Genomic DNA, 22,662 nt, shown 5'->3' on the forward strand with positions numbered 1-22,662 from the left:
CTCTTTCGTTTCTTTGTGGCAATCATCATGCAGAGCCGTGTTTTAGTACGCAATAGGTCTCAAAGAAGCGAAACTTAATTCACAATGCGAACAAAACAATTTTCGATCTGAATTCGAAACTGTTGCTAAAAAAGCACGAATTTTGATGGTTTCTTTTGTCCAGGGTCGTTTCAGACATCATCCTGACCAAAAATGAAATATCGCGCGGCAAGACTGGCCGCGCCCCTTGCAAAACTATCCGGCTCAAAATCACGGAAATGAATCATGGTCCGTGCGCCGACGCGATTCAGAATGTGGGATTCGGCTTCGTGAAGAAGTGCATGGCCGTAAACCCCGTTTCTCAGTGCTGCGTCGAGCATGACGACAACGTGGCTTGGATCCAGCATTTGGATGAGTTGCGCCGTTGCGATACCCATAGCCGATCCTGCGCGATGCAGAATTGTCAATGCTTCAGGGTTTCCGCTAGTTGCCAAGGTTGTTAGCTCCTGAGCGCCGGTTGGAAGTCCTAGTCTTCGCGCTGAGTTGGAAATAGCCAGCAGTGAAGCAACGGTCTCCAAGCACCCCTTGTTACCGCAGCGGCAGGGAAGGGCATCGGAATTTTCCAGCGTCACAGGGGCGTGCGAGATTTCTCCGGCCCCTCCAGAGTTCCCCCATAACAGCTTCCCGTTGACGATATGCGCGCATCCGATGCCATGGCTGACAAAAACCATGCTGAAATCGGGGCTGCCTCTGAGCGGACCAAAGAGTTCTTCGCCCAAGATCAGGGCCTTGGCATCATTTTCCACCCAGGTCGGAAGACCCGTCTTCTCTGCCATGGCGGTGCCGATGTTTATATCCCTCCAGCCTAAAGCAGTGCAGGCAACACACGTATGTCTGTCCCTTGAGACAAAGCCAGGGAGCGCAATCCCAATTCCGGAGAGCTTGTCGCCTATTTCTCCCATAGTCTGGCGTAGGTGTTCTGTGGCTTCGGCGAGGGTGCTAATGCACTCTTCTGGGTTTGCAAGGCGAGGCAATTCCACGCGCGCATGAACCGTACCGTGCAGGTCCGTCAAAACGAGAACCATCGGATCGTCCTGCATGGAGATGCCGATAAACCATGCTGCATCAGCTCTAACAGCCAATGAAACCGATGGTCGCCCCACACCAAAAACAAGCTCTCGCTCGGACAGGATGTCCTTGTCGAGAAGGTCACGGACCAGACCCGAAATCGTGGCTTTGCTCAATCCGAGAAACTGAGCCAACTCAGTTCGGCTTTTCGACCCTTCACGACTGAGGGTACTGAGGATCTGGTAGTGGCCAGTTGAGAGCATTGGTTTTCCTGTTCGTCCCATCAGGAACGCGTGGGGTAGGATAGTTTTTTGTCTAAATTATAAACCAAGGAATTACACCAATATATTTACAAAGACCTTTCCAATCTCTAACCCGATAACGGGCGTAGTGAATCTGCGTCATTAAACCGACCTGTCTGTGAGACTTTGGCTGCATGTTTTCAGGTTTGGTCGCCTTAATTTCAAACGGACGCATATATGATTCTCTGTGCAGATATAGGTGGCTCATTCATTGATTTCGCTGTCGTGAAGTCAGGGGGGAAGCTGGAACACCGGGTAGCTGTACCAACCCCCGTTAATGATCTGGAAGCATTTGTCGCGGCTCTTGTCACGCTTTGCCTTCGGTGGCCGGGAATTCCACTCCACATAGCGATTGCAGGGGTCGAAAACCCTGAAACCGGTATTGTGCATGCTGCCAACATTCCGTGCCTTAGACAGGCTCCACTAAGGGAACTCCTAAAGAAAAAAGCCAACCGGCCCGTTCTGATTGCCAATGATGCAGATTGCTTTGCATTAGCTGAAGCCCGATTTGGTGTCGCTCAGGGCCACAACAATGTATTTGGCATCATTCTAGGGACAGGCATTGGCGGTGGCCATGTCCTGAATGGTGAGATCGTGAACGGCCTCGGTGGAATTACAGGGGAATGGGGCCACTCTCCTGTTGTTTTAGCTCCACCCTTCATGAAGTGTGAACCCGATCATTCAGATGTTGTTCCGCTGTTTAAATGCGGTTGCGGCCAGTCAGGCTGTTTGGACACGATAGCGGGTGCAAGAGCACTTGAACGGCTGCATCTTTGGGCTGGGGCAGAATCCACTGATAGCCGCAGCATCCTGGCCGCGTGGGAAAGAGGAGAAAAACAGGCAGAACGGACGCTCTCAGTCTACCTCTCTTACGTTTCTGCTTCTCTGGCACATGTCATCAACATCACGGGCAGCACAATCCTTCCAGTCGGAGGTGGGTTGGGGAATTCCCGTAGTCTCATCATTGCGCTTGATCGTGCCGTGAGGGACAAAATCCTTTACCCCACCACCAAGCCGCTTTTGGTACAGGCCACTCTAGGAACCGAAGCAGGCCTGCTAGGTGCAGCGTGTCTCATTAGCAAGTAGGCAAAATTACCAATCCGAATGAGATCAGCTCTGTCAAGAATGATAGCACTCTGCGAGAGGCCTCCTGACGCTTGATAAAGCGGCGCATAGTCCAAAATGTTACCATTCGTGAAAACTGCCCGACTCAACATGCGAGCCAAGAGTTTCTGACATCTTTATAGGACACAGTAAGCGTCCCTGCCGTGCAGCAGAACGGGTTTGCGCCTCTTTTGGCAAACAATTGCACGCCATCCGTTTCTTCTTCATAATAAAATGAATCTCATGTGCAAATACCTCGCTTCCGGCCGGGAAGAGAGAGATGACAGAAAGAGCCTGCATGGAAACGGGAACTGATCTGATTACGTTCTATAATCCCGAATTCTGGGGAGTATCTTCCGAAGAAAAAATTCAACTTCTTGCAGAGAAAGACCCTCGCTTTTTCTGGACAAAAATTCTGGATACGCTCTCCGGCACTGGCGTCAGCGGAATAGAACTAACATTCCCTCCCTTTAATTGGGAGACTGCACTGCACGCTTTTGGCTCTAGAGAAAATCTGCTCCGCGAACTCAAAACCAGAAATCTGGAGATTTGGTCGAGTTTCTTTGCGGATCTTGACCGCATCCCGTTGTCAGAACACCGTTCAGCAGAACCGAAAGTTTTGAAGGCGGTGGCTGCAGCGGCAGAGTTTCTCGCTTCCGTAGGAGGGAAGATACTGGTCATTGGCCTTCCGTGCCGAACAACGTGGCTTTCGGAGCCAGTCCAATTCGTCGATATGGCACTCGCTCAACCCATGGCGGATTTGTTAAATCAAATGGGTGCAGTAACTGCACGTGCAGGTGTAACTCTGGCTTTGCATACAGAGGCAAACTCCGTCTTCTGCGCCCCTCGGGATGTAGATCTGTTCATGCTCCTGACTGACCCACGCTATGTTTCTCTTTGTCTGGACCCAGCGCATGTCACCATTGAAGGCGGCGATCCGGTCAAATTGCTGGATCGTCATCTTGAGCGCGTCGTGGCGATGCACTGGAAGGACGCTTCGGGTATAATGCCGATTACAGTTACAATCGATGAGACCATTTACGCTCAGCATCGCCCGTATTTCCGCCCTATAGGGCAGGGCAGTGTCAATTTTCCAGAGCTGGCAACTCTCCTAGAAAAGGCGCCTTTGAAATGTGGCCCCATTCTGGAAATGGATTCTTGCGCCCATCCTGCAGAAGTCCTGGAAAGTGGTGCCAGGTTCATTGAGCGCATATATGGCCCAGCAGAGGGCCCCTTTGTATGAAAGAGGCCACATATGATGTGATTGTTGTGGGGTCCGGGGCCGCAGGAAGCTTTGCAGCGAAAGAACTTGCAGAGCAGGGGTTATCAGTGCTGGTCCTTGAGGCGGGACAACGGCTTAAGCAGTCTGATGTCGAGCCGCGTGCCAGTCGAAACTGGGCTCATACAGCCCTTTTCCCTCGCGTGAAGGCAACGCTTTTGGGGCAGCCGATTCAAGCCCGCGTCGCCTTTTTCAAAGAGCAACTCAGGCACCTTTTCGTCAATGATTGGGCACACGGCTATACGACCCCCAAGGGCCGACCATTCCTCTGGATCCGCGGGAAGCAGACAGGTGGCCGACTGCATGTCTTTGGGCGTGTCCTGTTCCGTTGGTCTGACGCAGACTTCAAAGGGCGAAGCTCCGGAACGGGAACCGAGGACTGGCCACTGTCATACGCCGACTTGATCCCTTTCTATGAAAAAGTAGAGCGATTTCTTGGAATTTGCGGGAATAATGACGGGGTAAACACTGCTCCTGACGGCATTATGGCTGAGCCTGCAATCCTGACACCAGAGGAAAGAGGGTTTCGAGCCGCAGTAAAAGCACGCTGGACAGATCGCCATACAGTGGCATGGCGCTTCAACCGTTATAACAGTTCGCCATTGCCAGCCGCTTTGGACGCCGCCCTCGGAACCGGACGAACAACGCTTCAATCTGAAGCGATCGTTGAACGGATTGAAAGCGATCCCGTCAGTGGAAAGGCGACGGGTGTAACCTTTATCCATCGCCGAACACGCAAACGCCGCACCGTTGCTGCGAAAGCTGTTGTAGTTTGTGCATCCCCCATTGAAAGCGTCAGGTTGCTTTTGAACTCGCGTAGTCCACGACATCCTTCAGGACTTGGAAACAGTTCAGATGTGCTCGGCCGATATTTTATGGATCAATGTGCAAATCTGATGTTTGGACGCTGGCCCGCTACAGTGCGTGAAGGCTTACCGGAAACACTGCCCCAGCATCCTCTGTTTGGCCCCACTGGCGGCATGTATGTGCCGCGATATGCGAACATTGGAAATCACCGGGACGCGTCTTTCTCCGGTGGCTACACTTATCAGGGGTCGATCGGCCGTTATGCCGGTCCGGATGCTCAGGGATATCTGCCCGTTACCCTCATGGGTTTCGGCGAGATGCTTCCGTATGAAGACAATCGGATTACGCTGAATGCCTCCCGTAAAGACCGCTGGGGCATTCCTCTCCCACATATCAGTTGCGGTCTTCACACCAATGAGCGCGCGATGCTGGAACGCCAGATTCAGGATAGTGCGGACATGATAGAAAGTGGTGGCGGGCTGGTGGATTTCTGGGCCTCCCCACTGGGCTTGGGGCAGAAAGGCGCGGGCATGTATCCAGACCAGCCCTGGCCGATCCGGTGGTTTATGCGAAAAATGTTTCCAAAAAGTCTGATAATGGGTGCTGCCATTCATGAAAGTGGCGGGGCAAGAATGGGGACTGACCCTGCAACGTCGTACCTGAATTCATACGGACAATGCTGGGAAGTCCCCAATGTATATGTCACGGATGCATCCAGTTTTCCGACAGGTGGGTCGCTCGGAACGACGTTGACAGTCATGGCACTAAGTATTCGTGCCTGTGAGCATCTAGCCAAAGAGTTAAAGGTGGGACGCCTCTAAAGAGTAGCTCGATACGACGTTCAAATTCATTCCGCTATTGGAGAATAGTAATGACAGGCCAGGCAAACGAACTCTCTCGTCGCGAGAAACTGGCCTATGGTTGCGGAGACCTGTCTTCCAATCTGATGTGGGGTCTGACGTCAGCGTACCTGATGTTCTACTACACTGATATCTACGGTATTCCGGCTGCGTCTGTCGCCTGGATTCTGCTTTTTGCGCGCGTGTTCGATGCGTTCTGCGACCCGGCAATTGGCTGGGTTGTGGATCGAAAAGGCGGCCTCTTTATTCGGCCTCTGATCCGCAATCTGGCAATTCCACTTGGTATTGCTGATTTCTTCTGCTTCCTTCCATTTCCGCTTTCCCCCACAGGAAAAATACTGTGGGCCGGGGGAACCTATATTATATTTGGGGCTGTTTATTCCTGCATTAACACCCCGTACGGCGCACTAGCCCCTATGATGACCAAATCTGCAAGAGAGCGAGTGGATCTGAATTCTTTCAGAATGATGGGTTGTCAGGTTGGGCAGTTTTGTATCGCTGCATTGACCATTCCAGCCATCACCTGGCTTGGAGGGGGAAGCAGCATGGCTCACCGGCAACGAGGAATTACAATATTCGTTCTGTTGCTGTCTTTCTTGGGAATTATTCTGTGGCGAGTGGTCGCCAAAAATTGTGTCACACGTTATCCAACCATACCCGCACGACATGACATGCGTAAGACACTGAAATTATTATTCAAAAACAAACTTTGGCTGATTTGCAACGCAATCGTCTTCCAGCAATTCATCGTCATTGCTGCCCTGTATGGATTTGCCATTTACTATGTGAAATGCGTTCTCGGCGGAACAGATGGCTTCGGCGGAGCGGTTCTGACGCTTGCAAGTGTCTGCAGTTTTATAGGGGCATCATGCTGCCCGATTAGCGCGCGTCGCTTCGGGATTATGAAGACAGCCACTATGGCGACTGCGCTCCAAGGCGTCGCTTACGCAACCATGTTTCTTTGCGGAGCATGGTTGCCAGGATTTTTCATTGCTTTCGTCGCGCTGGCCTTAGGGCAGGGGCTGATGTCTCCTATCTCATACGTTTTTCTTGCCACAGCCATTGATAATGGCCGTGCTGTTGATGGTACAGGAGCCGCTGGTCTGGCTTATTCTATCAACACACTGATTTCAAAAGTCTCCATGGGCGTCACGGGGTTTGTTCTGGCGTTCTGTTTGTCCTACGGACGGTATGATGCATCTGCCCTTGTGATAAACCACACTACAGCGATATGGGTCACCACAGGTTTTGTTGTTCTGCCACTGGTATCAGTCATAATACAGTACGGTCTTTTAATGCTCTGGAGATCGGTCCAAGGGTCTGGGAAAGATTTTCTAGTCTCTTCCCCATAACATTACTGAGCCAGATTCAATTGCAGAGAGCAAAGAAAGCCTTTTAATCTTGGACACCTCAGGAAGTAGACAGACGTTTTCTTGACCCTGAATGCCGACTGAAAAAGAAGGCGTAAAGAGAGGGGAGAACCAAGAGCGTGAGCAAAGTTGAAGAGATCAACCCTCCAATAACCACAGTCGCAAGCGGCCGTTCCACTTCAGCCCCAGCGCTTCCGGAGAAGGCCATCGGAAAAAATCCAAGGCTCGCTACAGACGCTGTCGCAATAACAGGACGGAGCCGGACCCGTGCTGCTTCGAACGCCGCTTGAGCGGCTTCCATGCCTTCTTCACGATAGGCCCGGATCTGCGAGACCAGAACCACTCCATTGAGAATGGCGACACCAAACAAAGCGATGAAACCAATGCCCGCTGCTATACTGAAAGGCATTCCCCGCATGGCAAGCGCCAAAATTCCCCCTGTAGCGGCCATAGGCAAGTTCGCAAACACCAGAGCTGCGGTACCAAGGGAGGAAAGAGCGGCCACAAGTAATATGAAAATGAGCGCTAGAGCGATGGGCACGACAATACTCAACCGTCGGCTTGCCGATTGCAGATTGCGAAACTGACCTGACCAAGCCATCCGATATCCTGGCGGCAAAACGACCTGTTTTTTAACAGCAGTCTGTGCCTCCTTCACAAAACTTGCGACGTCGCGACCGCGAACATTGGCCTGAACGATGATGCGCCTGCGCAGACTGTCCCGATCAATACGGGAGGTGCCATTAATCAGCGAGATATGAGCAACTTCGTTGAGTAGAACCCAGCCTCTGCCATCCGCGCGCCGTATCTGAAGGCGGCCAATCCGATCCATGGATTTGACAGCATCACCTGCAAACTGGACCTGAGCAGGAATGATGGCATTTTCCAGCGTAATGAACGTCCCGGTATGGCCACCAATCGCCTCTACAGTCTGAAGAATATCTGATACATTCACCCCCAGGCGAGCGGCTGAATCCCGATCTACATCAACATGCATGTAGGATATTGTGCCTTCACTAGCGGAGTTCACATCTGCCGCACCCGGAATACTGTTGATTGCCCTGATTGTCGTATTGGCGAGCCGTGATAGCGTCTCCAGATTATCTCCATAAATTGAAATTGCGAGCTGTGTCCTTACGCCAGACAAGAGATCGTCCATTCGCATCTGGATAGGCTGTGTCCACGAGTACTCTGCGTCCGGCAGGTGTTCAGCAAGGGCAGCACTCATCTCTTTGACCAGCCCTGCTTCCGTCTTTGCTGTCGTCCACTCAGATCGAGGCTTCAGAAACACGAACGTATCTGTTTCAGCTGTTCCCATGGGGTCAGTCGGGATCGCTGACGTGCCGGTATTGCTGACGACAGTAGCAACATCGGGGAAATTTTTGAGGATCCGTTCCTCCTCTGTCACGCTTCGAAGAACGGTATCCAGAGAGGCGCTCGGAAGCCTCAGAGAATTGACAAGGAGCGCTCCCTCATCAAGTTGAGGAACAAATTCCCCCCCCATCCTGGAGGCCAGTAGCAATGCCACGGCAAACGTCGTGAGTGTAATACCGATCAGCAGTTTTGCATGACGCTCGCTCCAGGTAAGAACTGGCTCGTAATAACGACGTACAAATCGCACAAACCGCGTTTCCCGATCAACGAGACCAAACCGCATGACTAGAGCGGCGAGGGTAGGGATGCAGACAATGCAATAAAGCAGGGAGGCAATCAGCGCCATGATGACTGTCTGCGCCATGGGCCGGAACATTTTCCCTTCAATCCCCTGCAGGGTCAGGATCGGGAGATAGACGATAATAATGATGAAAATCGCGAAACTGACAGGACGGATAACGCTCAGCAGGGCTTTGTAGGCAAGGGCTCTGAAGTCGTTTTTGGTGTTGGCTTGATTCCGCGTTGCCAGAAGATGCTCCACGACAACAAGTGAACTGTCCACGATCATGCCAAAGTCTATGGCTCCGAGGCTCAACAGATTGGCAGACACGCCAAACCACCGCATACCCGCCATGGCAAAGATCAGAGCCGCCGGAATGACGGACGCGATAACGAATGCGGCCCTCCAGTCTCCCAAAACGACAATCAGAACACCAATGACGAGAATGGCGCCTATCAGAAGGTTTTCCTTGACGGTCCCGATTGTTTCAGACGTCAGGGTCGCACGCGTATAAAATGGATCGAGTTTAACACCGGATGGAAGAGACTGCCGGATCGCGGGAAGAGCTGCATTGATCGCGGCCAGAGTTGCATTCGAACTGGCACCATTCTGCATCAGAATGACACCATTGACGATCTCACCCTGACCATCACGCGTTACAGCGCCTAATCGGGTGCGAGAACCAATCTCGACTTTACCCATGTCGCGGATCCGAATGACGTGCCCACGGGGGCCCATCTTGACGGGGATCAGACCAAACGCCTCAAGACCTGTCACACGCGCACGAGCGACAATGACCTGTTGTTCATCATGATGCGCAATCCATCCTCCGCCGGAGGACGCGTTGTTGGTCTCAATGGCCTGATCAATGTCACTGATGGAAACGCCATACGCCACCATTCTGGACGGATCGAGCGTGAGTTCAAAAGTCTCTTCCGCGCCACCATTAACATTGACGTCAACCACACCCGGCACGAGTTTCAGCTGAGGCACGACGGTCCAGGTCATGATCCGATTGAGATCCGTTAGGGAATAACCAGCCCCAAGGATCTGAATCTGCATGATTTCGCCCATACCGGTAGCGAGTGGCCCCATCGTGATGGATGTTCCGGGAACCGAAATCGTATCCCGTGCCTGTTGCAGGCGCTGGCTGACCCGCGTTCGGTCCAGATCAATATCTGTCGCATCCGAGAATTGCAGGTAAACAGCAGATACACCCGTACGGGAGACAGACCGAAGGTCCGTCACGCCTGGTATCCCTGTCAGGCTGGTTTCAAGTGGGAAGGTAATAAGTTTTTCGACTTCTTCCGTCGCGAGCCCCGGGGCTGTGACAGAGACCATGACCTGCTTGGGGGAGATGTCTGGTACCGGCTCAACGGGAAGGCCGGGGATGGTCAGAAGGCCGCCGGCCAAAAGAGCACCAACAAGACAGAATAAAAGAAAGGTATTTTTCTGGATAAACGCCAGCATGTCTCAGTCGCCGCTCGAATCTGAAAAGACTGATGCACTTTTGAGTGCAAAGCTGCCGCTGCTAACGACCTTACTGTCAGGAGACAGGTCACTCAGAACAACGGCCTCATCATCCGTTGACAGGACTATGCGCACTTCATGAGGCTGGAATACCGTGCCCGCTGACAATGTGTAGACGAGATCGTGTCCGTCGAGCTGCTGTATGGCGGCAGTGGGAACAATAAGCCCTTTGGCACCGTGCATTGTTTCAAGTGTGGCGTCGAGCATTGTCCCTGGCCTGAGATTGGCAGCCGGTTTGTCAAATGTACCGATAACCCGAAGAAGGCCTGTATCAGCGTCGGCAGCATCATTGATTGTGCTGATGCGTGCGGAAAGCGGAGGCTGGTTCGCATGACCTGAAGGACGTACGGAAAACTGTCCACCAATAACAAGATCCTGCGCATCTTCCGGCCGGATACTTGCAAAAATCCAGACAGAGGAAAGATCTGTTACGGTCGCCAAGACGTCACCGCTCGTAATATCATCAGCCACGCCAATACTGACGTTCTGAACAACACCATCAATGGGAGAAATCAGCCGGGAATCTTCACCGTGCCCAATATTCTCAGTCGCTGACGTGAATTCTTCTTCCAAACGGTGCTTTATGGTTTCACTGTCGGTTCGCTTCGCTGCCAGAGTGGCCTGTGCCTGCTGAAGCATCGCAAGACGGCGTTGGACTTCTCCGGAGGAGACGGTTGTCCCGCTCAGGGAGCGACCGCGCTGATAGGCCTTCTCGGCTTCCGAAACAGCAGCCAGCGCGGAACTGAGCGCCGCATTTGTCTGGCCTTGCTCAAGATAGAGTTCATGCAAGGAGTGATCGGTATATGTGAGCAGAACCTGTCCTTTGTGGACGCGCTCCCCCGGCGTGATCAACACCTCTGTCACCTTGCCACTTCCCGCTGGCCTGATCATGACCGAATGGGTCGAATTGGCCATGACACTGGCCATTGCAGGAAGACGCTCGTGCAATTCTCCGTACCTGACCGGGACTACTGACACATTCTCGCTTTGCTGCGCTGCCGCGCTCATAGTGACGGGCTTGAGCCAGGAAGGAACTGCCGCATGGCACGTTGCTGACACCATGCCGAACAGACAGACCGTCAAAAACCATTTAGTGTTCAAGGGAGTTTCCCTGTGGAAATACAGATGCGCACAATGGCACTGTGCCAGGCGACTTCAGCCTGATTGAGGGTAAGAAGGGCACGCCAGGCGTCCGTTCTGGCACGAAGTGCTTCAATCAACGAAGTTTCGCCGAGACGCCAGGATCGCTCCATTGCGTCTGCGCGCTTCATGGTCTGAGAGGCACTCGTCTGGGATTGTGTCAGCATTTCTCGGGCGGCCGTCACACGTGCCATGACCTGAACCAATTCGGTGTGGACCGCGCGTCGTGCTTCTATCTCAGCGCGGGTAGCAGCAGCCAGGCGGTTTTGAGCCGCAGAAAGAAGAGGCGTATGCGTCACGTCACTCGGAAGCGGGACACGAACATTCATCCCCACCTGCGTGGCCCAAGGGCTGCCATACTGCCCCTGATCAATCGCATCTATGCCAACTTCGGGATTAGGCATGAAGCTGGAACGGGCCAGATGCATGTCTGCTTCCGCAGCCATTACAGCACGGTGGGCAGACTGTATGCGAGGATCAAGATTTTCCAGCGCCTGAAGGTTACCGACGGGAATTCGAGCAAGCCATGGAGCCTGTGCGGAAAGAACGTCAGGAAGGCCAGGAATCCCCAAGAGAGACAGAAGTTCTGCACGGGTTCGTGTCTGATTTTCTTCGGCCTGTGCCAATTCTGATCGGGTATCTGCAAGTTGTGCGTTGACCGCTTGCATTTCAACGCCCGTTGTCTCGCCCTGAGCTTTCGACTGGAACGTTAGAGACGCAATATGCTCCATGGATCGCACAAGCATATGCGCGGCAATGACGCGCCGATCGGCCAGAATAGCTGCCCCACTTTGTTCCAGAACCCGCACCGCAATCGCCATGCGTTCCACTTCAACCTTGGCCAAGGCAGCTTTGGCATCCGCCTGCGCCAGATGCTCAGTTGCACTCCCCTGGCCGGGCAACCAAAGAGGAACAGACACACCGCCTTGCCATGTGATGTACCCCAGATTGGTCCCCGAGGCCCGATCGTCACTATAACTTGCCGTCAGGATTGGACCTCCCGCAAACCAGGACTTGGCTGCGGCTGCCCTTGCATCGGCAGACTGAGCGTTGGTTGCCAGTTCGCGTCGGACCGGGTCGTTGTCCCAAGCTGCACCTAACGCAGTGTGAAGCGGGATAATAACATCATCTGCCGCCGATACATGTGAAGCCCAGCTGACAGACAACAGACAGGCCAAAGCAATTTCCCGAGGTTTCAGGAAACGCAGCTGTGCTGAGACGCGCACTCGTCCTGTTCCTCAAAAATATTTCACAAGGAAGGAAAATTCCTGAATAGCGTCCTCACGGCTCATCTTGCCCTCGGCCACGGCATCAACAATGCAATGTTCAAGATGGTCCTGCACAAGCAGGCGCTTCGCGCCGCGAATGGTACTCTCAATGGCTGCAAGTTGCTGAGCAAGGTCGGAACAGGATCTTCCTGCCTCCATCATCTCGATAACTTTGACGATATGCCCATGTGCCTGCTTCAGACGGGGCTTAAGGAGAGGGTGCGTTTCGTGTGGCATGCCCATTCCCTACCCTGAGGGGGAGGGGGTCGTAAAGACACACTTTGAACAATTAGAGTAAAATTTCCCGGAGCATGTGGGATGATTCCCGACCTCAAGGAAACCAGGCTGTTTCATTTCATTATTTTCTAGCCGAATAGGGAAGAAATAGAGTCATCCTTGGAAAGGCTTATGACCGGACGTTTAACACCCAATAAAGGTCGTGAATGGTTTGAGAAAAAAGAGTTATGAAGGAGCGACAACGGCCAACACATACATGAATGACATCCGCGCCCTAATCGACGTGAATGAAGGATCATCTGGCCGCGTGCAAGCATCGTCATTTCACTTTTGTCTCAGCCACTTTTGGTAAGGCAGGCTACCTGAAATAGCTAACCGATATAAAATCTCCAATTCGAAAACCGATATACGATTATTCCAAAATAATGAAATAAATATGGAAATTTTTCTTTCTTCAACGATGTTCATGCTACGCGTTGAACGTCAGCACTCGACAGGATGGGAACCCGAATGATGGCTCAACTCGACTACAGATCGCCCGATCATGACTTTTCCACTTTCATGTAGAAACTTCAAAACCGTTATTTTAGACCGACACGGAATGTATTCCGATACCGATATGAGAATCGGTTTACAATCGAAATTAATAGGTATTACAAAGGTATTACTGATGGTTTGATCATCTCAACCAGAAATGAGCAGGGGAGCGGTGATGCGGTATCGTAGGGTTCTTATGCTAGGGGTGGGGTGCGCTGTTTGGGCTACAGCTTCTGTAGAGGCAAAATCTACATCACCAACGGCACCAGAAAACAAAAAAGAAAAATCAATTTCAGCTTCAGGTGAAGCTGAAGAAGTGAAGGTTACAGCCAATAATGCTCCTGATGGAGCAAGCGGGCATTCTGCGGGAGCGGGCATGATGCCCCCGCAGGCTGTACCCAAGGCTCGGAGTGCTTTTACTCGAGACTTCATTGCGCATCAGCCGCCTACGCAGAATACGGCCTCCATGATTGCTAGCATGCCGGGCGTGGCCGTAGGGCGGAATGATCCGTTGGGGTTGGATGATCAACGCATCAACCTGACGGTCCGAGGGATGGCACAGACTGAAATTGGCTATCTGATGGATGGTATTCCCGCAGCAGATCCTTCGAATTATAAGCTTTACACAACACAGAACGTAGATAACGAAAACCTGGCTCGCGTAGACCTGACGCAAGGTTCAGCTTCACCTACATCTCCGCTTTATAACGCTGTAGGAGGCGAATTAACTCAGACTTTACGAACACCTTCAGACCATGCGGGCGGGTATGCGGACTTCAGCGGCGGGTCCTACAGCTTGGACCGCGAATTTCTTCGGATAGATACCGGAGAAATCGGGCGCACCGGCATCCGGTCTTATGCGTCTTTTTCCCATACGCATGCAGAAGACTGGCGTGGTCCAGGCTACACGACCCGCTATCATATGGACAACAAGACCGTAAAAGAGTGGGGACATAGCGGAGCGGAGCTATTGGTCTCATACAACACCACAACCAGTTTCTACCCGCGCTTCCCGACACTGACCCAGTGGAAGCAGTATGGTACCAATTTCAACTGGGAAAAGGACTATATCCCAGGCAGCGCCAATTATTATCGCTTTCAGCAGAATGTCCGGAATGCCATTACAATCGGCGCTCCGATGCATTTCGACCTAGGGCATCAGCTTACTGCGCACCTTACCCCTTATTACATGCATTCCGATGGGTATGGAGATGTCGGTAGTAGTCTGAGCAATACCGGCAGCTATTACGGAAACATTCCAGCCGGAAACCTGAACGTATCGCCATCTTACAACGGCTCTTTCCCTGTTTCGATTACGGACACGTTCAAAGAAAATAATGCAGGGCTCAATGCTTCGTTGTCATGGAAACATGGTCACAATACCCTAACGGTAGGATACTGGTACGCATATTTTGCGCAGCCCGAAGCCGCAACATATGCCGCTGCAGATGCGAATGGCAGTATCGCCAGCATGTCTGGAAAATACCCGGTTGTTTCTGCATCGGGCGATGTCCTGCACAGTTACAATATTAACTTCATGCAGCAGACCAATACGGCCTATATTGTCGATGAATATAGTGCACTGAATGACCGCCTAAAACTCTCTGCCGCATTCAAAGAGAGTATGATTACGAGACAACTCACTCAAATCATGCCCGGACTACCATCATACAGAAATGGCAATAGCGACGCAGTCCCGCTTCCTCAAGTGATGGCAAGTTATCAGATCACACCCAATGACCAGATTTTCGTTAACGGAACAACCGGCTTTGCTGAACCCGCAGGATGGCCAAGTTACGCTGATTTTATCAGCGTCTCCACTGGCAAACAAACGCGTGGTCACGCTCAGAATCTAAAGCCAGAGTACGCAATTTCTGAAGAGCTTGGATATCGCCATCATGGCTTTGTAAACGTCAATGTGGCTTTATTTAATTACAACTTTACGAACCGTCAGGTCTCCACCACGGAAATGGTCGGTGGAACGCGCGTCAGTTCCTCCATCAATGGGGGCGGGCAAACTTCTCGTGGCGCCACGATTGAATTGGGCCTCAAACCTTGGCATCACTTCAGTCCCTACATCTCAGGGCAGTATATTCACGCGACGATCGATAACAACCTGAGAGCATCTAGCGGTGATTATCTGAGAACAAAAGGAAAGATGGCTGTCAATACGCCAGAATTTACAGCCTCAGTGGGTATCCTGTACGATAATGGCAATGCATTTGGCGGCCTTCTGTTCAACTATGTTGGAAGTCAATATTCAACCTTCATGAACGATGAGAAGATGCCAGCATACGAAACCCTGAATATGAATTTCGGCTACAGATTTAATTCTGTTGGTTTCCTTCATCGCCCACAAATTCAGCTGAATTTGGTCAATCTTGGGCTTGGCAACAAGGGCTACCTCTCTTCGACGTATTCTGTTGCAACAAACGCTCATGCCACAACAGGCGTGTATGGCACGGCAATTGCCGCCAGCGCACCAACCTACAACGTGGCAGGCGGATTTGCAGGAATAGTTTCAGTCTCCTCAGGATTTTAAAAGACATATATAGAATGAACGCTTGGGGGCCCCAAACTATTCTGAGCGTTCACTCATCATACTTCCATTTTCAGTTCTAATTCCTGAAGCACAGCTTAGATGTGTTTTCCTCACCTGTGGAAAATACGACAAGCGAATTATCAGGTATCTTTTTGGTATTATTAAGGTTCGATGGCGGTTGAGGCCTATGAGGGAACATTCATGCAGTTTGCCGATATTGCTGTAATCTGTGCTTATTTCATTGCGCTGCCTGTTCTGGCTATCACGCTTTCACGTCGAAAGAAGTCTCCCGGAGATTTCCTCTCAGCCGCTCATGATCTTCCATGGTGGGCGATCTGCCTGTCCTTGGTCGCCACCGAGACCTCAACCCTGACATTCATCAGTATTCCGGGAGTAAGTTATGGAAGCGGTATGGTGTTCCTAGGGCTCGCGGCAGGATATTTTATTGGCCGCTTGATTGTCACCATATGGTTTTTGCCACTGTATACTCAGGGCCGCATGACAAGTGCCTACCAGTATCTAGGGCATCGCTTTGGCTCTGGACTGCAGCGGGCAGCCTCAGCGGCCTTTTTGATAACACGGTTGCTTGCAGAAGGTGTACGTTTATCAGCAGGCCTCATTCCCATCATGTGGATGCTTGATCACGACGGGATTACCATGAACCGCATCTGGGTCCTGGGCCTCATCATGGTATTTACGATGACCTATACGATGCTGGGTGGCCTCCGAGCGGTCGTATGGTCGGATACTATTCAGCTCTGCATTTATCTTTTTGGCGCAGTCATTTGTGTCTTACTGCTGAATAATGAGATCTCTCCTGAAGGTTGGTCGACAGCTTGGCGGTCAGGTCACCTGGCACCTTTTCATCATATGACTATGGACAACATATTGTCTGATCCCTTTACGCTATTAGCTGATTTAGTAGGAGGGGCTATTCTCTCCGTTGCTTCTCACGGAACTGACCAACTCATGGTTCAGCGCCTTCTTGCCGCACGAAGCTTGAGAGATGCGCGCTTTGCATTGATGGGAAGTGCCTTTGTTATCGCGTTCCTGTTCGGAGCCTTGTCACTGATCGGAGTGCAGCTATGGATACGCAACGGGGGCACTTCGCTAATGTCTCTGGGGCTACACTCTCCAGACGACCTCTTTCCGACTTTTATTGTCTCGGGATTGCCGGCCGGGTTGGGAGGCTTGCTTCTTGCAGGCGTACTCAGTGCGACGATGGGATCACTATCTTCAACCCTAAACGCAATGGCGAGCGCTATTTTAACGGATTTCGGCCCCTTACCGGGACAGGTGCTTCAGCGGTGTCAAACACGCTTGAAGCTAGGGCAGGGGCCGCTATTTGCACCAAGATTACTAACACTGCTTTGCAGTAGTGCTCTTGTATTAGCGGCCCTGTGGTTCACAGGGAGTCAACAATCGGCAGTAATTTTGGGCTTAACAATCGCAGGGTGGTCTTATGGACCGACGCTAGGCGCTTTTCTGTTTGGGATGTTATATCCATCAGCACGCTTGAAGAATGCTTTAACGGGATTTTACATTTCCTTGATAGGCATGGCAGTCATGATGGGTGCGCTACAGTATTATAACTGGCACGTGGCTTTCCCTTGGTTAGTTCCGTTAGGCATTATCCTGATGTTTATTCCTGGATCTATTTCAGTGGTGCTTACAGAGGGAATATTTCGACCCTTATCGTCTGCTCCCGACGCTTCAAAGGACTGAAAATTATGGCCCTTAAGGACCAAAATGCTTTTGTGTCACAGGCTTCTTCGGGCACAGAATCTCAGGATCCCCGTTATGTGGACGTTGACCTTTGGCCAGCCAGTTCCATTCTGGATGCGCTTGCTGAAGCTCAGATGTCTGCAACAGCAGTTGTTAAAACGTCCGTCCCGCACATTGCGAAGATTGTAGCTGCGGCGCTTCCTCGGCTACAGGCCGGGGGGCGTCTTTTTTATGTGGGCGCCGGTACGTCTGGGCGTGTCGGCCTTCAAGACGGTGTAGAACTCACACCCACGTTTGGGTGGGATCCTAAGCGTCTGGTTCTGATGATGGCCGGAGGCACCAAAGCGCTTTTCGAAGCTGTCGAAGGAGCGGAAGACCGCGAAGATATGGCTCGTGCCGAAATATTGTCTCATACCCCCGAGACCAACGATGTTGTTCTAGGGATCGCGGCCAGCGGCATGACACCGTATACCTGTGCTGCTATTGCCGCAGCGCGAGAAGCAGGTTCACTGACTGTCGGAATAAGTTCTAATCCGGAAGGCCGGCTTCTCAGGGAGGCAGAGATGGGTCTCAGTATCGTCACCGGCCCCGAAGTTATTGCCGGATCAACGCGCCTAAAGGCTGGGACGGCACAAAAAGCAGCTTTAAACCTTCTGTCCACCACACTCATGATTCAGATGGGTCATTGCTACAGGGGACAGATGGTAGACATGCGGGTCGTCAATGCAAAACTGGAAAGACGAGCAGCACAGATGGTGCAATTGTTAGCCGGTGGAACTTCAGCAGAAATTGCTGAAGCACTTGCAATGAGTGGTCAAAACGTCAAGCGAGCAGTGCTTGTTCGGTCCGGCATGACAATTGACGAAGCCGAAAGTGCTCTTGCTGCCCATGAGGGCAATTTGCGCGCTGCTCTTACGTCTCGCCAGGAACACGAGTAAATTTTATGCATGTGATGAGTTCGCAAAAGCTGTTCGCTGCACTGACGCCTAATCCCGCAGACCGCAAACCCCTCTACCTGCAACTGGCAGAACAATTACGAAAATTGATTGATAGCGGAGCCCTGAGGGGAGGAGATGCCGTTCCGCCGGAGCGGGAAATTGCAGAGTTCACCGGCGTTTCACGAGTGACTGTCCGCAAATCATTGGCGCAACTGGTGAATGCGGGACTTCTAACCCAACGTCCCGGCGCCGGAACCTTTGTCACCCGCCGCATCCAGCAACCCCTGTCTGCCTTGATGGGCTTTTCCGAAGATATGCGGGCAAGGGGCTATGAACCCGGTTCAATCTGGCTAGGTAAGCGTATGGCTGGGGCCAGCCCCGACGAAGCAATGGCAATGGGTATGGCCCCAGGCACACCCGTGCTTCGCCTCAAGCGGATCAGAACCGCAGATGGGGAACCACTAGCCATCGAGACTGCCGTTATTTCTCGAAGGGATCTGGCATCTCCCGAATTGGTCAAAGATTCATTTTATGCGGCTTTGAAAGAGCAAGGCCTGTTACCAGTCCGCGCGCTTCAGCGCATTCGTGCCAGAATGGCCACGGTGCAGGAGGCAGACCTGCTACATCTTGCGCAACCGAGCGCCATACTCGAAATCGAACGACGGTCCTTTCTCGCTGATGGGCGCATACTCGAGGTAACATTTTCATGCTATCGCGCAGATCTTTACGACTTTGTAGTCGAACTCCGAACATCTGGAGAACGTGATTAATGAAAAAGATCATGCTGGCTTTTGCAAACGAGCATGCTTTCTAGTGGAGAGCATTATCCTAGCTATTTAGACCCGGGGTTTATGGGTTGGATTGATGATGATTTTTTCTGATTTTGAAGTCCAGACTTTGCAGAGATATTCGTAAGGCGTGAGACCACTCAGCGTCCTGAGCCTACAAGCCACCATGAAGTCGTTGAGATGAATCTTCAACTGCTCCTGGCTGTCGTAATGGAAGCGCTTGACGGTTGCCTCTTTGAGAGTCCGATTCAACCGTTCAACCTGACCATTGATCCATGGACGATTGGGTTTTGTCGAACGATGTTCGAGGAATTCCCGAGCCGTCTTCCGATCAGCTTTCTCGATCAGTTGTGTGACGGCAAACTTGCTCGTCCGATCATGACCCCAAGGGATAAGCTTGCCTTTGGCGGTCTGGACTTCTGATGTGGAAAAAGCCGATGGGAGTGCGTTTGAAACGCTGTCGTTTGGGCTTGTCTCATTACATGTTCGGCAGGCGTGACCGTGGCGCTGCTATGACACATCTGTCCCCTAAGGCTTCATTTCACTCACGTGAAGATACCACACCATCAAACTCCAAGACTAAATACTTAGGCCTTGGTGACAAAAGTTTATAGGATCAGCGTGAGATCTGATTCATTTTGTGTATGTGGGATATAGGGACAGAAAGAACAGGCATGGCATGAGGCGGTCTGACGGATCAGGAATGGGCGGTTATTGGTCCGCTCCTGCCTCCTGAACGCGAACGTTGAGCCCGTCTAGGGGGGAGATAACCGCCGGTTTTGCAATGGTATGCTGCAGGTTCTACGCGTCGGTTGTCCGTGGTGGGACATGTATGAGCGCTATGGCAAATGGAACTCGCTTTATGTCCTGTTTCGCCGTTGGGCTGAACAGGGCGTGTGGAATGCTCTGCTGCAAACCCTGGTAGAGCTTGGGCTGACCGATGCTGGCAGCATATGGTCGATGGTACCGTGGTTCATGCCTATTCACAGGCTACGGGCGCAAAAAGGGGGTCATGCGGAGATTATGGCGGGTCACCGGCGGCTTTACGAGCAAAATTCACACCCGATGCGACAATCAGGGACACCTTCTTGGCTTATCCTTACCGAAGGCCAGATCTCGGGCCATACAGCCACAGATGCCCTAATAGTCCTTCCGGCTCCAAACCCCCGGGCCATGCTGATCGGTCGAGGTTATGACAGCGACAGTTTCCGCCAGGAGACCTGCTGATCCATAGGATACTGCCGGTCATCCCTTCATGAAAAGGCCGCGGCGTTCCACGGACAACAGACTGGCGGTGTTACAGGGGCCGCAACCGCCTCGAGGAGATGTTCAACATGCTCAAGCAAATACGCCGCATCGCAACCCGCTACGACAAAACCACCCTGTCTTTCATAAGTTTCCTAAACATCGCCACTAAAAGGCTAGGGTCAGAGCATTTTGTCAACACGACCCGGTGTCTGAAAATCAGGGAAAACTTGCTCTATTTAGCTTGGCTTCGAATTACGATAATATATTTTTTATTTAATTATATCATTGTAGTTCTGATTTGAGGACTCTCGGCCATCTTTGGCGACCTGTAATCCCAAAAAATGTTAATCGGCAAAAGCCTCGCGACGGACTTTTCTCAACCAAACCTTAAGCAACTAGATTATTCGTACTGTATGTCGTTCCTGCCCAACCAGCCTCGGCTTCACAAGCCATAAAAAGATTACCGAGTACGAACAGTTCATCATTAGTTAAATCATGCATCAAACGACTCTTTTTTTATCCTTACGCCTATCCGCTCCTGTTCTCAGAGAAAAATTCTACGCCATAATTAACGCAGAAAGAATTGACACACGGCCAACAGCGCAAAGCTAGATTGTTTTTCGAAGCCTTCAACGGATCTGAAGTGGGTGTCACATTGCCCGTGTGTCAGACAATTCGCTTGCCATGACGGCCATTACCTGGGTCTGTGACGACACAAAGCTGTTCGGGATCACAATCATATGAGTCTGTCGAATGCTGCCAGAATAGCTCTGGCGCTGTCTGTCCAGGGAACGGGTGTGAAGTGGGAGCGGACCTGTTCGGTCCACTCGCCGAGGGCGGTCTGGTTTGTGATGGTGTCGTAGATGAGACGGTAGGCGTCGTTGGTGTCTCGGGGATTGAAATAGCGGGCAAGGCTGCCGCCGGCCTCGGGGATGGACGTCGTGCCGGATGCCACGCAGGGTCGCCCCATGCTCAGACTTTCTGTCACGGGCAGGCCCCAGCCTTCGAAGAAGGAGGGAAAGACGGTAAAGCTGCAGTCGGCGTAGAGGCGGCGGAGTTCGGCGTCGGTAGGGTTCTGGATGAAGCGGATCTTGCCGTTGAGCCAGCGGGCGTTTTCAAGCTGTTGCATGAGATCGGAGACAAGCCATCCCTCCCGCCCGGCAAAGACGAGGGTAGGAACCTGGTCTTCGGGCAGGTCTTCGAGGAGTCTGCGCCAGACGCGGAAGAGCAAGGCATGGTTCTTGCGGGCCTCGAGGGTGGAGACGAACAGGACGTAGGACCCATTCACGAGGGGCTCGGTGGCGACGGGTATGTCGGTGAGGCCGAAGCCAGTGCCAAGCGGAATGGGCTGGACGGTGATGGATGTGCCGATGTCCTGTTCCGTCAAATAGGACTGCACGTCCGCAGCCGTGGCCTTGCTGATGACGAAAATGACATCGGCCAGGGGCAGGATGTTTTCATGCCATTCCGTGTAGGCAAGGATCATGTCCCGGTTACACCATTCGGGGCAACGGACTGGCACGAGGTCATACATCAGGAGGCCATAAGACATGCGCAGGTCATCGCGCAGCCAGCGGACGAGCCTGTCGTAGTCCCTCCGGTGCCATGGCGCGCCAAGGGTCAGGAATATATCTCCGGGTTGTGCAACGTCTTCAAACCTCCGACCAGTCGGGAGAATAACCGTGGGCATAACCGGGTCGGACTGGTTCAGATGCCGCCACCGACTTGCCCATGCGGCCCGTTTCCTCTGCCAGGAATCCTGCTGCTGGTGGATATGACGTTCGGTAGCGCGTGCACTGATACGCAGGACCGAAGCCGGTAGCCGCAGTACTTGGCCGAGGATGGTTTTTTGAAGCCGGAGAGCCTGTTGCAGCCCCGCAGCCTCGGGAATGTCGTCAATGGCTGCGAAGGACAAGGGTGGTGGTGCGGGGCGGGCATTCAGCTTCGTCGAAGTTCGGCGTGAGGGTCTGTCCTGTCCCGTATTCTTTTGCGCTGTTTGTGAGGGGCGCGGTTGGGCCTGGGTGGTGATATTCCGGAACAGGTTCTGAACGAAAGACCATTCAATGATTTGCAGATCACGGTCGTTTTCCCCCCTGCGAACAAACTGGATTCCATCGCCGCCCAGTTCATCGAGCGCGTTCGAAAGTTCATAAACGACGCGCTGGATACCGCTGGGCCGGTTATGGTGGGTCAGGTAGGTGAGCAGATCGTCGATATCGAGCCAGATCGTCATGGGTCTTTACTGTTGTCGCACATCGAGAAAGGGAAGCCGCGCAGCTACCGGCA

Annotated in this window: 15 protein-coding genes and 2 pseudogenes; 9 read left to right on the forward strand and 8 right to left on the reverse strand. The window is 52.3% G+C overall.

All coding sequences use genetic code 11. The features are described 5' to 3' along the window. Nucleotides 1-170 precede the first annotated feature (170 nt). The gene (locus KP708_RS03110; protein WP_202207829.1) at nt 171-1,310 is read right to left on the reverse strand and encodes an ROK family transcriptional regulator; all 1,140 of its coding nucleotides are present in this window, start codon (nt 1,308-1,310) and stop codon (nt 171-173) included. A 216-nt stretch (nt 1,311-1,526) separates the two neighbouring features. On the opposite strand from KP708_RS03110, the gene KP708_RS03115 reads away from it, so the two are divergent. The 4 genes from KP708_RS03115 to KP708_RS03130 all read left to right on the forward strand — a co-directional run bounded on the left by KP708_RS03115 (nt 1,527) and on the right by KP708_RS03130 (nt 6,751). Continuing rightward, a complete protein-coding gene (locus KP708_RS03115) occupies nt 1,527-2,435 on the forward strand; it encodes an ROK family protein (RefSeq protein WP_215750354.1) in 909 nt (302 codons plus the stop codon). A 316-nt stretch (nt 2,436-2,751) separates the two neighbouring features. Beyond that, a complete protein-coding gene (locus tag KP708_RS03120; RefSeq protein WP_215750355.1) occupies nt 2,752-3,696 on the forward strand; it encodes a sugar phosphate isomerase/epimerase in 945 nt (314 codons plus the stop codon). Further along, complete coding sequence (locus KP708_RS15985; protein WP_215750356.1) at nt 3,693-5,360, forward strand: FAD-dependent oxidoreductase; 1,668 nt, start codon at nt 3,693-3,695, stop codon at nt 5,358-5,360. The genes KP708_RS03120 and KP708_RS15985 overlap by 4 nt, the downstream gene beginning before the upstream one ends. A gap of 50 nt (nt 5,361-5,410) precedes the next feature. After that, nucleotides 5,411-6,751, forward strand: coding sequence for an MFS transporter (locus KP708_RS03130; protein WP_215750357.1), 1,341 nt, complete (start codon nt 5,411-5,413; stop codon nt 6,749-6,751). Nucleotides 6,752-6,809: 58 nt separating this feature from the next. Here KP708_RS03130 and KP708_RS03135 read toward each other — a convergent pair whose 3' ends face one another. The 5 genes from KP708_RS03135 to KP708_RS03155 form a co-directional block, all read right to left on the reverse strand. Further along, the gene (locus KP708_RS03135) at nt 6,810-9,893 is read right to left on the reverse strand and encodes an efflux RND transporter permease subunit (protein WP_215750358.1); all 3,084 of its coding nucleotides are present in this window, start codon (nt 9,891-9,893) and stop codon (nt 6,810-6,812) included. 3 nt (nt 9,894-9,896) lie between these two features. Beyond that, entirely contained in the window at nt 9,897-11,054 is a 1,158-nt protein-coding gene (locus tag KP708_RS03140; RefSeq protein ID WP_252347398.1) for an efflux RND transporter periplasmic adaptor subunit, read from the reverse strand. Then, on the reverse strand, nt 11,051-12,319 hold the full coding sequence (locus tag KP708_RS03145; RefSeq protein ID WP_371822729.1) for a TolC family protein: 1,269 nt from the start codon (nt 12,317-12,319) through the stop codon (nt 11,051-11,053). The genes KP708_RS03140 and KP708_RS03145 overlap by 4 nt, the downstream gene beginning before the upstream one ends. 12 nt (nt 12,320-12,331) lie before the next feature. After that, a complete protein-coding gene (locus tag KP708_RS03150; protein ID WP_215750359.1) occupies nt 12,332-12,598 on the reverse strand; it encodes a metal-sensing transcriptional repressor in 267 nt (88 codons plus the stop codon). A 684-nt stretch (nt 12,599-13,282) separates the two neighbouring features. Continuing rightward, on the reverse strand, nt 13,283-13,468 hold the full coding sequence (locus KP708_RS03155; RefSeq protein WP_215757142.1) for a hypothetical protein: 186 nt from the start codon (nt 13,466-13,468) through the stop codon (nt 13,283-13,285). 43 nt (nt 13,469-13,511) lie between these two features. Between KP708_RS03155 and KP708_RS03160 the strand changes: the two genes are divergently transcribed. The 4 genes from KP708_RS03160 to KP708_RS03175 all read left to right on the forward strand — a co-directional run bounded on the left by KP708_RS03160 (nt 13,512) and on the right by KP708_RS03175 (nt 19,110). After that, nucleotides 13,512-15,677, forward strand: a complete 2,166-nt coding sequence (locus KP708_RS03160) for a TonB-dependent receptor (RefSeq protein ID WP_215750361.1) — start codon at nt 13,512-13,514, stop codon at nt 15,675-15,677. A 201-nt stretch (nt 15,678-15,878) separates the two neighbouring features. Continuing rightward, on the forward strand, nt 15,879-17,402 hold the full coding sequence (locus KP708_RS03165) for a sodium:solute symporter (RefSeq protein WP_215750362.1): 1,524 nt from the start codon (nt 15,879-15,881) through the stop codon (nt 17,400-17,402). Between the two features lie 5 nt (nt 17,403-17,407). Beyond that, complete coding sequence (locus tag KP708_RS03170; RefSeq protein ID WP_215750363.1) at nt 17,408-18,340, forward strand: N-acetylmuramic acid 6-phosphate etherase; 933 nt, start codon at nt 17,408-17,410, stop codon at nt 18,338-18,340. A 5-nt stretch (nt 18,341-18,345) separates the two neighbouring features. Then, the gene (locus KP708_RS03175) at nt 18,346-19,110 is read left to right on the forward strand and encodes a GntR family transcriptional regulator (protein WP_252347399.1); all 765 of its coding nucleotides are present in this window, start codon (nt 18,346-18,348) and stop codon (nt 19,108-19,110) included. A 58-nt stretch (nt 19,111-19,168) separates the two neighbouring features. On the opposite strand, the pseudogene KP708_RS15680 reads toward KP708_RS03175, so the two are convergent. Continuing rightward, nucleotides 19,169-19,603 (reverse strand): annotated as a pseudogene (locus KP708_RS15680) (IS481 family transposase); the annotation flags it as partial. A 302-nt stretch (nt 19,604-19,905) separates the two neighbouring features. On the opposite strand from KP708_RS15680, the pseudogene KP708_RS03185 reads away from it, so the two are divergent. Beyond that, nucleotides 19,906-20,355: pseudogene (locus tag KP708_RS03185) on the forward strand (transposase); the annotation flags it as partial. 757 nt (nt 20,356-21,112) lie between these two features. Here the strand turns inward: KP708_RS03185 and KP708_RS03195 are convergent. Then, nucleotides 21,113-22,609, reverse strand: coding sequence for a glycosyltransferase family 1 protein (locus tag KP708_RS03195; protein WP_215750365.1), 1,497 nt, complete (start codon nt 22,607-22,609; stop codon nt 21,113-21,115). Nucleotides 22,610-22,662 lie beyond the last annotated feature (53 nt).

It is taken from the genome of Gluconobacter sp. P5H9_a (genome assembly GCF_018812085.1).
Taxonomy (GTDB): Bacteria; Pseudomonadota; Alphaproteobacteria; order Acetobacterales; family Acetobacteraceae; genus Gluconobacter.

Coding starts and splice junctions, on each gene's coding strand:
- KP708_RS03110 (WP_202207829.1), bottom strand. CDS start 1,310: ATGCTCTCAACTGGCCACTACCAGATCCTCAGTACCCTCAGTCGTGAA.
- KP708_RS03115 (WP_215750354.1), top strand. CDS start 1,527: ATGATTCTCTGTGCAGATATAGGTGGCTCATTCATTGATTTCGCTGTC.
- KP708_RS03120 (WP_215750355.1), top strand. CDS start 2,752: ATGGAAACGGGAACTGATCTGATTACGTTCTATAATCCCGAATTCTGG.
- KP708_RS15985 (WP_215750356.1), top strand. CDS start 3,693: ATGAAAGAGGCCACATATGATGTGATTGTTGTGGGGTCCGGGGCCGCA.
- KP708_RS03130 (WP_215750357.1), top strand. CDS start 5,411: ATGACAGGCCAGGCAAACGAACTCTCTCGTCGCGAGAAACTGGCCTAT.
- KP708_RS03135 (WP_215750358.1), bottom strand. CDS start 9,893: ATGCTGGCGTTTATCCAGAAAAATACCTTTCTTTTATTCTGTCTTGTT.
- KP708_RS03150 (WP_215750359.1), bottom strand. CDS start 12,598: ATGCCACACGAAACGCACCCTCTCCTTAAGCCCCGTCTGAAGCAGGCA.
- KP708_RS03160 (WP_215750361.1), top strand. CDS start 13,512: ATGATGCCCCCGCAGGCTGTACCCAAGGCTCGGAGTGCTTTTACTCGA.
- KP708_RS03165 (WP_215750362.1), top strand. CDS start 15,879: ATGCAGTTTGCCGATATTGCTGTAATCTGTGCTTATTTCATTGCGCTG.
- KP708_RS03170 (WP_215750363.1), top strand. CDS start 17,408: ATGGCCCTTAAGGACCAAAATGCTTTTGTGTCACAGGCTTCTTCGGGC.
- KP708_RS03175 (WP_252347399.1), top strand. CDS start 18,346: ATGCATGTGATGAGTTCGCAAAAGCTGTTCGCTGCACTGACGCCTAAT.
- KP708_RS03195 (WP_215750365.1), bottom strand. CDS start 22,609: ATGACGATCTGGCTCGATATCGACGATCTGCTCACCTACCTGACCCAC.